Below are 12,268 nucleotides of genomic sequence, written 5' to 3' on the forward strand. Positions count from 1 at the left end.
GGTCGCTGCCGCCCCGCTGGCCGGTGCTGCCGCATCGGCCGATGGCTCGGGCGGCACCCCCATCGCGTAAAACAGTAGCGCAGTATCCGACAAACGCGCGCCGGTTGCACGCACCGTCGTCAGATAGGCGTTCCAGTACTGCTGCTCACGGCCTCGCGCCGACGACACCGGCAAGGCCCCCAGACGCACCCGCGCTGCGGTGTCGCGATAGATCTGCTCCGCCGCGGCACTTGCGGTGTCGGCATGCAGCAGCGACGTATTGTCCGCTTCGAGCGATGCCAGGGTGTCCGCGACGTTCTTGAACGCCGTCAGCACGGTCTGCTTGTACTGATCGACGGCCGCTTCATACGTGGCCTGTGCCGCCCGACGCTGGGCGAGCAACGCGCCGCCGTGGAAGATCGGTTGCGAGATCGACGCGGCAATGCTCCACAGCGAACCGGCGTTGGACATGACCGTCGGCCAGTTGAAGCCGCCTTTGCCCATCGATGCCGTGAGCGACAGGCTCGGGAACATCTGCGCCGTTGCCACGCCGACTTCGGCCGACGCCGCCTTGAGCGCCATTTCCGCCGCCTGAATATCGGGACGCGACTGAAGCAACGTCGACGGTACTGCGACCGGCACCGTGCCCGGCACCTTCAGTTCCCCGAGCGCCAGATCCTCCGGCGCTTGATCCGGCGTGCGGCCGAGCAGGACGGCGAGCGCGTGGCGAGTGGACTGCCATTGCGCCCGGAGTCCCGGCAGCGACGCCGCAAGTGACTCGGCGTTCTGGGCGGATGCCAGGGCGTCGGCACGCGACACGGCGCCGAGCGCTTCGCGGCGCGCCATGTCGGTGGCGTCCGCCTGCGCGAGATCGACGAGACGCTCGGTCGCCTTGACTTGCGCGCCGAGCACCGACGCGCCGATCGCGCCCGAGACGATGTTCGCCGCCAGCGCCTGACGTGCCGATTCGAGCTGGAACGCCTGCTGGTCGACCTGCGCGGCGAGCGAGGCGTTGGCGAAACGCGAGGCGCCGAAGAAGTCGAAGGTGTAGCGCGCCTGAATCTGGCCGACGAACATGTTGTACAGGGCCGTCGGCGGTCGCAGGTTCGGGATGCCCAGATTGCGTTCACGCGCGGCTTCGCCGCCGATGTCGATGGACGGGAACAGCGACGAGCCGATCTGCGCCTTCAACTGCTCGCGCGCGGCCTGCAACGCATGATCCGCCGACGACAGGTTCGGGCTGTTGCGCAGGCCTTCGTCGACCAGCGCGTTCAGCTTGTCGGACTGATAGGCCTGCCACCACGCCTTGACCGGCGGCGCACCGACGTCGAACCGTTGCGACGCGCCTTGTGCCGTGACGGTCTGTGTAGGTAGGGCGTTCACGCCGTAGTGCGACGGCGAGGGCATCGCCGGTGGCTTGTCGCCCGGGGTGAACGAGCAGGCGCCGAGCCAGAGCGGCAGAATCGACACGATGGGCACGAGCAGGGCGGGGCGGCGCACCCGGCGTGAAACCGGTTGCGTCAGCGAGCGGAAAACGAAGCGCGAGGTCATGAGCGATCTCCTTGCGGGCTGGCGGACGCCGTATTGCCCGCATGCGACGCGCGTTCGTCGTGACGCACGCGGAAGGCCGTCGCGTACAACGCCGGCAGGAAAAACACGGTCAGGATGGTGGCGCTGGTGATCCCGCCCATCAGCGCGGTCGCCATCGGGCCGAAGAAGTTGCTGCGCAACAGCGGGATCAGTGCGAGCACGGCGGCGGCGGCCGTCAGGGTAATCGGACGGAAGCGTCGCACTGTGGCGCTCACGATGGCGTCGAAGCGCGGATGCCCGGCCGCGACGTCCTGCTCGATCTGATCCACGAGAATCACCGAGTTACGCATGATGATCCCGAACATCGCAATGACCCCGAGCATCGCCACGAAACCGAATGGCTTGCCGAACAGCAGCAGCGTCGCCACGACCCCGATCATGCCCAGCGGCGCAGTGAGCACCACCAGCATGGTGCGCGCGAAGCTCTGCAACTGGATCATGAGCAGCGTGAGCACGGCGATGATCATGATCGGCATTTGCGCGTTGATCGATGCCTGACCCTTGCCCGATTCCTCGACGGAGCCGCCGATCTCGATGCGATAGCCGACTGGCAGTGCCTTGCGAATGTCGCTGAGCTTCTTGTAGACGGCTTCGGTCACATCGATGCCTTGCTTGCCTGCGCGGACGTCCGAGCGCACGGTGATCGTCGGCTGACGGTCACGTTCCCAGATCACGCCGTATTCCAGTTCATCGACCACGCGTCCGAGCGTGGCGAGCGGCACCGGGCCGTTCGGCGTGGGCATGGCGAGCGTGGCCAGCTTGGCCGGATCGACCCGCTCGGCCTTGGGCGAGCGCAGCGTGATCGAGATGAGCTTGTCGCGTTCGCGATACTGGCTGATGTCGTACCCCGTGAGCGTCATGGCGATGAAGTTCGCAATGTCCGTCGAACTCACGCCCAGCGCACGCGCCTTCTGCTGATCGACTTCGAAGCGCACGGAGCGCTGCGAGGGCTCGTCCCAGTCGAATTGCACATCCACGGTGTCACCGTTGTTGCGCATCACATCCGCCACCTGCTCGGAGATCTTGCGCACGGTGCCGATGTCGTCGCCGCTCACGCGGAACTGCACGGGGAAGCCGACCGGCGGTCCGTTTTCCAGACGCGACAAACGCGTGCGCACGCCGGGCATGGCCTCGCGCAGCTTCGGTTCGAGCCACTGCGCCAATGCTTCGCGTTCTTCCACCGACTTGGCGGTGATCACGAGCTGCGCAAAGTTCGGTGTGGGCAACTGCTGGTCGAGCGGCAGATAGAAGCGCGGTGCGCCAGTGCCGACGAAGCTCACCGTGTGGTCGATTTCCTTACGGCCTTCGAGCAGCTTTTCGAGGCGTTGCGTCTCGCGCAACGTCGCCTGATACGACGCGCCTTCCTGCAAACGCAAATCCACCATCAACTCGGGACGGTCGGAGCTGGGGAAGAACTGCTGCGGCACGAGCGAGAACCCGGCCATGGCGATGAGGAACAGCACGACGGTAATGGCGAGCACGATGATCTTGCGCTCGATGCACCACGTCAGCCAGCCGCGCAGGCGGTTATAGAACTTGGTGTCGTAGACCTCGTGTTCGTGATCGTCGCCATGATGCGCTTCGCGCGGACGCTCCGGCAGCAGCTTGTAGCCGAGCAGCGGAATGAGGACGACCGCTGCCAGCCACGACGCCAGCAATGCGATGGCCGAGACTTCGAAGATCGAGCGCGTGTATTCGCCGGTGCTCGACTTCGCCAGCGCGATCGGCAGGAAGCCGGAGACGGTGACGAGCGTGCCGGTGAGCATCGGGAACGCCGTGCTGGTGTAGGCGAAGGCGGCGGCACGCTTGCGGTTCCAGCCTTGCGCGAGCTTCACGGCCATCATTTCGACGGCGATGATCGCATCGTCCACCAGCAGACCGAGCGCCAGAATCAGCGTGCCGAGCGATACCTTGTGCAGGCCGATGTCGAAGATGTACATGAACAGCGACGTGACGGCGAGCACCACCGGAATTGAAATCACCACGACCATGCCGGTGCGGAATCCGAGCGAGACGAGACTCACGACGAGCACGATGGCCACGGCTTCGGCCACGGCTTCGAGGAAGTCGTCGACCGAGTGCGACACGGACTGCGACATGCTCGCGACTTCGGTGAGCTTGAGCCCGGCAGGCAGTTGCGCGCGCAGATTACCCATCGTGCTCTCGAGCGCCTTGCCGAGGTGAACGACGTCCTGGCCCTTCTGCATGGTGATGCCGATGCCGAGCACAGGCTTGCCGCCGAAGCGCATTTCCGAGACGGGCGGATCGACGTAGCCGCGCTTGATCGTGGCGATGTCGCCCAGACGGAACGTGCGGTTGTTCACCCGGATGAGCGTGTCGGCGAGTTCGTCGACATTGCGAAACTGGCCGCTCGGACGCACCACGACGCGATCGTTCGGCGCTTCGATGGTGCCCGCTGGCGAGACCGCGTTCTGGCCGTTCACGGCCTGTGCGATCTGGTTCGGGGAGATGCCCAGTCGCGTGAGCTGCGTGTTGCTGATCTCGACGTAGATACGCTGATCCTGATCGCCGAAGTAATCGACCTTGGCCACACCCGGCACGCGCAGCAGCACGGTGCGCAGGGCGTCGGCGTAGTCGCGCAACTGGGCAGGGCCGAAGCCGTCGCCTTCGAGGGTGAAGATGTGCGTGTAGACGTCGCCAAATTCGTCGTTGAAGAAGGGACCTTGAACGCCGGTCGGCAGCGTGTAGGCAATGTCGCCGACCTTCTTGCGCACCTGATACCACTCCTCGGGTACCTCGCTCGCGGGCGCCGAGTCCTTCATCGAGAAGAACAGCAGCGACTCGCCCGGGCGCGAATAGCTGCGCTGGAAGTCGATGCTGGGCATTTCCTGAAGCTTGCGTGCGATGCGGTCGGTGACCTGTTCCTGCACCTGCTTGGCCGTGGCACCCGGCCAGAACGTGCGGATCACCATCACACGGAACGTGAAGGGCGGGTCTTCCGACTGGGCGAGACGCGAGTAAGCCAGAATGCCGAAGATCGTCGCCATCGCGATCAGGAAGATCATCAGCGAGCGATGGCGCAAGGCCCACGCGGAGAGGTTGAAGCGTCCCTCTTCGTGGCTGTAATCCTTCGGTTCGTCGCTCGGTGCAGCTTGCGGATCGTGGGGCACGGGCGGTTTCCCGTCGAGCGTGCTCATGACGCGAAGTCCTCTGGATGCAGCGGCGCGATCACGCGCACTTTCTCACCGGCGGTGACCGTGTGAACGCCTTGCCAGACGATGCGCTCGCCGGGCTGAATGCCGCCCGCAACCGTCACGGTGCGCTCACCGTAGCGCACGATCGTTACGCGTCGCAGCACGAGCGTGTCGTCTTGCTTGACGACCCACACGGCGGGCTGATTGCCTTCATGGAAGAGTGCGGTAGACGGCAGGGTGATCGGGTGAGCGTCGGCAGCGGTGCCTGCTAACGGCGCTGATGCGGCCGCCGGTGCCGATGCACTCGCTGCCGCCGTTGCGACCGGCGCCGTAAGCGGCTGTGCGAAGGCCACGTTGGCCGTCATGCCGAGCTTGACGTCGGGGCCTGGCGAGAGCAAGGAGAGCTTGGCGCGGTAGGTGCGGCTCATCGGATCGGCCGCCGGCGAGATTTCACGCACGCGCGCTTGCCAGGTCTTGCCCGGAATGGCGGGCAGGGAGACGGTCGCCGTCTGCCCGATGCGGAACGCGCCGAGCGCGACTTCAGGCACGTCGGCGATGACGTCGACGTCGCCCGTCCATGCCAGTTGATAGACGGGTTGTCCGGCGCTGACGTTCTGCCCGGTATCGGCCTGCTCGGCCGTAATGACACCGTCGCGGTCCGCCTTCAGATTGCCGTAACTCAGTTGATTGCCGGCCAGCGCGGCCTGCTGACTCGCCTGATTGCGCTGGGCCAGCGCGCTGGCATAAGCATTCTCGGATTGTTCGAGTTGCGCCGGTGCAATCAGGTTTTCGCGGGCCTGCGCGCGGTCGCGCGTCACGGTCTGCGTCGCATATTCGAGCTGGTGCTGGGCCGCGTCGAGTTGCGCGCTGGCACTGGCGGCACTCTTGGCGAGGTCGGCCGGATCGAGCCTCGCGACGACCTGACCCGCCTTGACGGCATCGCCCAGACGTACCGAGCGATCGACGATCTTGCCGGCCACGCGGAACGACAGCGGCGTGGTGTAACGCGCTTCGATCTGTGCGGGCAACGACGCGATGGGGGTTTGCTCGGCGAGCTGAGCGGCGACCGCAACGACGGGGCGCGGCGGCGGCTCCGGCGGGGCTTTGCGTGAACAGGCGGCCAGCGTGGCGGCCGCAATGGCGGTGGTGGCAACCGTCAGCGCAAGCCGGCGGCGCGCAGCGGTGTCTGACAATACGGCGGGCAGAAAGGACATCATGCGCTCGTGACCCACAAAATGAGGAATCCGGTAGGAAAAACAACGAGTTGCGACGCTTGTGACAACCGGATTTCCCACGCGGGCGCTGGCGCGCGACAAGGCGACGGCCAGCAAAAGCGGCGTGATCCGGAAAAAATCTACGGGCGATGATATATGGATTGCCCACGCCCTGCAACGGGGTCGTGACGTTCGCTGGATGCCCCTGTGACTATCGATAGGGGCGGGTCATTGGATTGTTGTCGACAGGGGGCGAATCGCCAACCAACAAATTATTTTGGAGTACGATGCCTGTCACGTGCTCACGCGTTTTCGCGAGCACGGGTGAGCGGATCGCACGACATGAATATCGCGTCAGATTGCATGCAATGAACAATATGACGATTGGACGTCGACGAATGCCTCACGGAATGGCTGTTCACCGGGACAAATTGTCACAACCGAGGAACGTTGTCACGCGCATCGAGTCGCACTCGGGCCAGTTGCAACGACTGGCGACATCGTAGCGAAGACACCCGGCAGTTCACGACGCGAGCGGCGCAGAACATCGATGCCGGCGGCGGGCTTTTGGTGCAGACAGTGCAACGTCGGCGCTACGGCTTGACCGAGGTCAAGCGAAGGACATGCGGGGATGTCGATTGCCACAGCAAGTCGGCCGTTCGCGACTATGCTGGATGTATCCGAAGTTTAACGACTGATTCTCACCAGAGACGGATAGCCATGACAAAACGAACAGCATTGGTTACAGGAGGCATGGGCGGTTTGGGCGAAGCGATCAGCCTGCGTCTTGCTGATGCCGGGTACCGCGTCGCGGTCACCTGTTCACCCAACAATCACGATTGCGAAGGCTGGGTCGAGCGCATGAGCGCGACGGGCCGGGAGTTCGCGGCATATCGTGTCGACGTTGCCGACTTCGCGTCATGCGAGGCTTGTGCGAAAGCCGTCGAATCGGACAGCGGTCCGGTAGACATTCTCATCAATAACGCGGGGATCACGCGCGACGCCACCATGCGCAAGATGACGGCCGAGGACTGGCAGTCGGTATTGCGTACGGATCTGGATAGCGTTTTCAACATGACGCGGCCCATTTTCGGCGGCATGGTCGCGCGAGGCTGGGGGCGCATCGTCAATGTCTCGTCGGTCAACGGCAGTCGCGGGGCGTTCGGTCAAGCCAACTACGCGGCGGCGAAAGCCGGGATGCACGGCTTCACCAAGGCGCTGGCGCTCGAAGTCGCCAAATCCGGCGTGACCGTCAACACCATTTCTCCGGGGTATCTCGCCACGAAGATGGTCACGGCCGTGCCACAGGAAGTGCTCGAATCGCGCATTCTTCCGCAGATTCCGGTCGGACGTCTGGGGCGCCCCGACGAGGTCGCGGCGCTTATCGCCTTCCTCGTGTCCGACGACGCAGGTTTCATCACCGGCAGCAACCTCGCCATCAACGGCGGCATGCATATGGAGTGACGCGTAGCGACGCAGCTAACTACTTACTTAGGAGAGTCACGATGTCAAAGGAAACGAACCCGGCACTGGCGTTGGTCAAGCTCGGTACCGCCAGCGCACTGGGCGCATATGGAATTCTGCTGGAAGCCGCGCAACGCACGCACCAACTGCAAGTCGAACGCGATACCGAACTGCTCAAGGCGCATTCCGAAGCGGCCAAGTCGCTTGGCGGCGCGAAGGACTTCAATGGTCTGGTGACCGCTCATCTGCAATTGCTCAACGGGCAGTTGGCGCAGCAAAACGAGTTCTGGCGCGAATGGCTCGCGGTGTGCGCGAACAACCAGTTGCTCTGGGCCGAACATTGCCGCAAGACGGGCGAGGAGCTTCAGCACGGCATGGCCGGCGCGATGACCTTACCTGATCTGATCGGCGCCGGCACCGCAGCGGGCGCTGCCACGCAAGCGGCCGAAGCGCCGTTGCAGAAGTGGTTCCAGGCATTCAACGAGGCCACGCAGGGCACCATGGACGCGTGGCGTCGTATGTCGACGGAGGCCGCTCAGGCGACCGAGGCCGCCGTCTCGAACGCTGCGCAGCAGTCGCCGCTCAACGGACGTGTGCCGCCCAAGCGCGGCGGCAGCCACGCTCAACGCTCCAGCACGTAAGTCCCCGGCGCGTCGTGTAGCGCCTTCTCAGGCGGCCAGGGCGCGGCAATGGATTTGCCGCTGCCCTGCGCCAGCAGCCACGCCTGCCAGGCCGGCCACCACGAACTTTGCATGGCCGGTGTGGCGCCAAACCATTCATCCGGATCGCGATACGCCGAGCCCGCCACGCGCGTGGCGACCCGGTGATGACTGCGCGCATGTCCCGGCTCACACACCACGCCCACGTTGTGACCGCCCGAGACGAGGGCGAATGTCAGATCCCCGTTGTAGAGCAGATGCATCTTGTAGACGGAGCGCCAGGGCGAGATATGGTCGCGCTCGGTCGCTACGACGAACATCGGCACACGGATATCCGATAGCGCGACCGGTTGCCCGCCGATCTTCAGCGTGCCCGTGGCCAGCGCATTGTTCAGATAAAGCTCGCGCAGACATTGGCTGTGTAATCGCGCTGGAATGCGGGTCGTATCCGCATTCCAGACAGTGAAATCAGTGGTCTGCGCCGGGGTGCCGAGCAGATAGTCGCGCATGAGCCGTGACCAGATCAGGTCGCGCGAATTGAGTAACTGGAACGTGCCTGCGAGCTGTTCGCCACTGATGAAGCCCTGACGCCACATCATCGCTTCGAGATACGCGACCTGACTGGCGTCGATGAACAGGCCGAGTTCGCCCGGCTCGCTGAAGTCCGTCTGCGCGGCCAGCAGTGTGACGCTTGCGAGCACGTTTGCGTCGTCTCCGGATTGACGTTCGCGCTGGCTCCCGTTTCGACGCGCGAGCGTCGCGGCCGCGATGGCGAGCAACGTCCCGCCGAGGCAATAGCCGCACGCATGTACCGGCACGTTACCCGTCAGACGCCGGACCTCGCGCAGCGCGCTCAGCAAGCCCGATTCGAGATAGTCGTCGAGCCCCCGGTCGCGATCCTGAGGCCCGGGGTTATGCCACGAGATCATGAAGACGCTATGGCCCTGCGAGACCAGATAGCGCACGAGCGAGTGTTGCGCTTGCAGATCGAGGATGTAGTACTTCAGCAGCCACGAGGGCACGATCAGCACCGGCTCGCGCCACGTTTGCGCCTGCGTCGGTGCGTATTGCAGTAGCTCGAAATAGGCGTTGCGATAGACGACTTTGCCCGGTGTCGCGGCAATCTCGTGACCGACGCGAAACGCCTGGCACGCCTCGGGGCCGGCGCCGGGCGCGTTGCCGGCCGCCATGTCCTTCAGGTCTGACCACCAGCGTTGCGCGCCTTGCACGAGGTTCTGACCCTGCGTCTCGCGAATGGCGGAAAGCACTTCGGGGTTTGCCCACCACTGATTGCTCGGCGAGAAGACGTCGAGCCATTGGCGCGCCATGAAGCGCACCACGTCACGGTGATGCGGATCGACCCCCGGGATCTCGCCCGTCATTTCGTCGACGAAGTCCTGCGTGCGCAAGAATCGCTCGCGCAGCCACGAGAAGGGTGGTTGATCCCATGACGGATCGCGAAAGCGTCGATCCATTCCGGGTGGCGGGCTGGCGTCGGACGTCTGCGCTGCGCCCGGCTTGTCGATGGCGGCGAACGCCTTGAAGACGTTCAACTGATGACCGGGTGCGGTCGCGGCGTGCATGGCCCAATCGGCCCACGCGAGCGCGACAGCGGCAGGGGAGACGTTGCCGGTGAAACGGGCGGTCGTCGCCATTGCAGCCCGATCGAGATGATCGGTGAACGAGGTCGATGGCGTGGCATGCGGTGTGGACGGCTGGCTCGATGCCGGATCGGGCGCTGGCGTCGTGGCAGCAGCATCGGGGGGCGTTACGCCGTGAGGGGTGGCGCGCCGCGTCGGCGGACGGGTGGTTTTCGGTGTGCCGCGAGACCGTGAGGCGGGGGCGGACGTGAGGGGCGGTGCTGTCTGCGACGTTGCGCCGGATTTGGCGGGTCGCGTTGAAGAGGAGCGGGACGTCTTGTCACTGCGAGCAGGCATGGCGAACTCCGTTCGATCGCTCGACGTGGGTCGGGCGTTTCGGTGAATATAACGCACGCCACGTATGACTGTTCTGATCTGCGACAAGTTGCGCGCGATCGGCCGTGACCGGTCGCGCGCCGTTGTCTTGTGCCGGCTTGCCCCGGTTTGCCGCGTCAGTGCGCGGGCGCGGGGGTTCCGGTCGACGACGGGAATGCCGGCAGCACCGGCATCGGCGCTGGTTTGCGCGCCTGCCAGCTATAACGTTTGAAGGGCTGGTCGCGGCCCGACATCATGAGGGCGATTTCCGTGATCCAGCGCTGTGTCGGCACGCGTTCGCCGTGCAGCCACATCACGAGTACGAACAGGCTTGCCGCCATCGGCAATGTTTTCAGGTTGGGCGCATCGTCACCGCGCGTGACCCATGCGAACGCCGCGCACACCGAGAAGCCGACGATGCAGCCGGCGATCGATTCCGACACCGAATGCGCCGACAGGGCCACGCGCGAGACGCCCACGGCGACGCTGCCGGCGGCAGCCGCCACGGTGCCCAGAATGCGCCAGGGCCATGCCAGATTGCGCAGTAACAACCATGCAATGACCGGGTAGACGGTAGCGGCAAACATCGTATGGCCGCTCACGCCCGTAAAGTCGATCTCGCGCACCCCAAGTCCCCAGCCGAGGAACATGACCTTGGAGACCGCCACGACGAACGAGCCGGCGCCGAACAGCGCGACCCAGGCGAACGCGGCATGCCATGCGCGTGCGGAAAGCAACCAGAGGGTGAGGGCGATGGCCAGCGGCACCGTGACGGCGGCGCTGCCGAAATTGGTAATGGTGATCCAGAAGTTAGACATGACTGCCAGAAGACGGCCCGACAGCAGAAGGCGTCGGGCGAAAGCGATATCTTACGCGCGCCATCGTGACAGGCACAAATTGTCATATGACGGCGCGGACTCAGGGCGTCGGACAACCCGCTGGCCGGTTCGTTCGCGGTGAGTGCCGTGATTTCCCGCTGGCGCGCGACCCATCGAATTCGATGGGGTGCCGTCGGTGCCCGCGCATAGTACGATGTCTGCGGTGTGACCCCCCGCGCACCATTCCCGGAGTCTTCATGGTTTTTCCCTCGGCGCAGGCGCCCCATGCGGCGCACCGGCGCGCGCGCAACGACGGCATCGACCTCTTGCGCGGCCTGTCCATTCTCTTCGTCGTCGTTCACCACCTCGCGCTCAAGTTCCGTCTGCCGCTCGGCCCGAGTCTGCTGGGCGACGTGCTGCCCGAACGCATCGTCAAGGGCATCAGTTTCAACGGTTACGAAGCCGTGTTCGTGTTCTTCGTCATCTCCGGTTTCGTGATCACGCGCCGGTCGCTTGAGCGATACGGTTCGCTCGACGCCATGCGCTGGCGCCATTTCTACGCGTTGCGGGCCGTGCGCATCTTCCCGCTATTGCTGTTGTTGCTGGCGGTGCTGTCGGTCATGCATCTGATGGACGTGCCGACCTTCGTCATCAACAAGCCGGGGCAATCGCTGCCCGGCGCGCTGGCCGCAGCGCTGACCATGACACTGAACTGGTACGAAGGGCGCACGAACTGGTTGCCCGGCGGATGGGACGTGCTGTGGTCGCTGTCCATCGAAGAGTGTTTCTATCTCGCGTTCCCGCTGCTCTGTCTGGTGCTGCGCGGCCCGTGGCGCGTGCTGGCGCTCGTGGCGCTCGCGATGTCGCTGCCATGGACGCGTGCTGCGCTCCAGGGCAACGAGATCTGGCAGGAGAAAGCGTATCTGCCCGGCATGGCGGCGATTGCATGGGGCGTGTTGACGGCGCTGGCCATGCAGCGTGTGACGTTGCCACGCGCGGTTGCCCGTGGTCTCGGTGCACTGGGCGTGCTCGGACTGCTTGCCGTCGTCTTTTACGGAGACGTCTTGTGGCCGCTCATGCACGACCACGTCATGTTGCTGCTCTGCGCGAGCGCGGCGTTGTGGCTGGCGGCGGTACACGGTTCGGTGCGTGCGGTGCCGCGCGGCTTCGGCTGGCTCACCCAAATGGGGCGATGGAGTTACGAAATCTATTTGAGCCACATGTTTGTGGTGCTGGCCGTCACGCCGGCCTATCGTTCGCTGGCGAACGGCGATATGCGCTGGACGTTCCTCGTCTACCTTCCCGTGCTGCTCGTCTGCACGCTGCTCGGCGGTGCGTTGCACCGGCATATCAGCACGCCGGCGGCCCGCCGCCTGTTGCCGCGTCAAACCACGGCGACGCCTGCCGGAGCGTTGTGAGCCGCCGACACTGACC

8 protein-coding genes are annotated in these 12,268 nt (G+C 64.9%); 3 read left to right on the forward strand and 5 right to left on the reverse strand.

Going from position 1 to position 12,268, the window contains the following annotated elements; all coding sequences use genetic code 11:
• From A9762_RS12665 to A9762_RS12675, 3 genes are all read right to left on the reverse strand, one after another.
• Positions 1–1,530 (reverse strand): efflux transporter outer membrane subunit (locus A9762_RS12665; protein ID WP_069342374.1); only part of this gene is annotated, 1,530 nt, incomplete at its 3' end.
• Positions 1,527–4,727, reverse strand: coding sequence for an efflux RND transporter permease subunit (locus A9762_RS12670; RefSeq protein WP_256388778.1), 3,201 nt, complete (start codon positions 4,725–4,727; stop codon positions 1,527–1,529). The genes A9762_RS12665 and A9762_RS12670, both read right to left, overlap by 4 nt.
• Positions 4,724–5,938: an efflux RND transporter periplasmic adaptor subunit gene (locus A9762_RS12675; RefSeq protein ID WP_083253871.1), complete on the reverse strand. Its 1,215-nt coding sequence runs from the start codon at positions 5,936–5,938 to the stop codon at positions 4,724–4,726. Before A9762_RS12675 ends, A9762_RS12670 begins: the two co-directional genes overlap by 4 nt.
• A 720-nt stretch (positions 5,939–6,658) precedes the next feature.
• Between A9762_RS12675 and phbB the strand changes: the two genes are divergently transcribed.
• Together phbB and A9762_RS12685 are read left to right on the forward strand one after the other, a co-directional pair.
• Positions 6,659–7,402, forward strand: coding sequence for an acetoacetyl-CoA reductase (gene phbB / locus A9762_RS12680; protein WP_069342375.1), 744 nt, complete (start codon positions 6,659–6,661; stop codon positions 7,400–7,402).
• Positions 7,403–7,443: 41 nt separating this feature from the next.
• Positions 7,444–8,043, forward strand: coding sequence for a hypothetical protein (locus tag A9762_RS12685; protein ID WP_069342376.1), 600 nt, complete (start codon positions 7,444–7,446; stop codon positions 8,041–8,043).
• On the opposite strand, the gene A9762_RS12690 is transcribed toward A9762_RS12685, so the two are convergent.
• Both A9762_RS12690 and A9762_RS12695 read right to left on the reverse strand, forming a co-directional pair.
• On the reverse strand, positions 8,025–9,716 hold the full coding sequence (locus A9762_RS12690; protein WP_069342377.1) for an alpha/beta hydrolase: 1,692 nt from the start codon (positions 9,714–9,716) through the stop codon (positions 8,025–8,027). The two genes, A9762_RS12685 and A9762_RS12690, sit on opposite strands and share 19 nt — an antisense overlap.
• A gap of 437 nt (positions 9,717–10,153) precedes the next feature.
• A complete protein-coding gene (locus tag A9762_RS12695; protein ID WP_069342378.1) occupies positions 10,154–10,834 on the reverse strand; it encodes a phosphatase PAP2 family protein in 681 nt (226 codons plus the stop codon).
• A 257-nt stretch (positions 10,835–11,091) separates the two neighbouring features.
• Here A9762_RS12695 and A9762_RS12700 point away from each other — a divergent pair, with 257 nt between their 5' ends.
• On the forward strand, positions 11,092–12,252 hold the full coding sequence (locus A9762_RS12700) for an acyltransferase (protein WP_069342379.1): 1,161 nt from the start codon (positions 11,092–11,094) through the stop codon (positions 12,250–12,252).
• Positions 12,253–12,268: the final 16 nt, after the last annotated feature.

The organism is Pandoraea sp. ISTKB, from assembly GCF_001721285.1.
GTDB lineage: Bacteria > Pseudomonadota > Gammaproteobacteria > Burkholderiales > Burkholderiaceae > Pandoraea > Pandoraea capi.

What these genes read in the sequence shown, in the direction of transcription:
- A9762_RS12695 (WP_069342378.1), bottom strand. Translation starts at nt 10,834, where the DNA reads ATGTCTAACTTCTGGATCACCATTACCAATTTCGGCAGCGCCGCCGTC.
- A9762_RS12700 (WP_069342379.1), top strand. Translation starts at nt 11,092, where the DNA reads ATGGTTTTTCCCTCGGCGCAGGCGCCCCATGCGGCGCACCGGCGCGCG.
- A9762_RS12690 (WP_069342377.1), bottom strand. Translation starts at nt 9,716, where the DNA reads ATGGCGACGACCGCCCGTTTCACCGGCAACGTCTCCCCTGCCGCTGTC.
- phbB (WP_069342375.1), top strand. Translation starts at nt 6,659, where the DNA reads ATGACAAAACGAACAGCATTGGTTACAGGAGGCATGGGCGGTTTGGGC.
- A9762_RS12670 (WP_256388778.1), bottom strand. Translation starts at nt 4,727, where the DNA reads ATGAGCACGCTCGACGGGAAACCGCCCGTGCCCCACGATCCGCAAGCT.
- A9762_RS12685 (WP_069342376.1), top strand. Translation starts at nt 7,444, where the DNA reads ATGTCAAAGGAAACGAACCCGGCACTGGCGTTGGTCAAGCTCGGTACC.
- A9762_RS12675 (WP_083253871.1), bottom strand. Translation starts at nt 5,938, where the DNA reads ATGTCCTTTCTGCCCGCCGTATTGTCAGACACCGCTGCGCGCCGCCGG.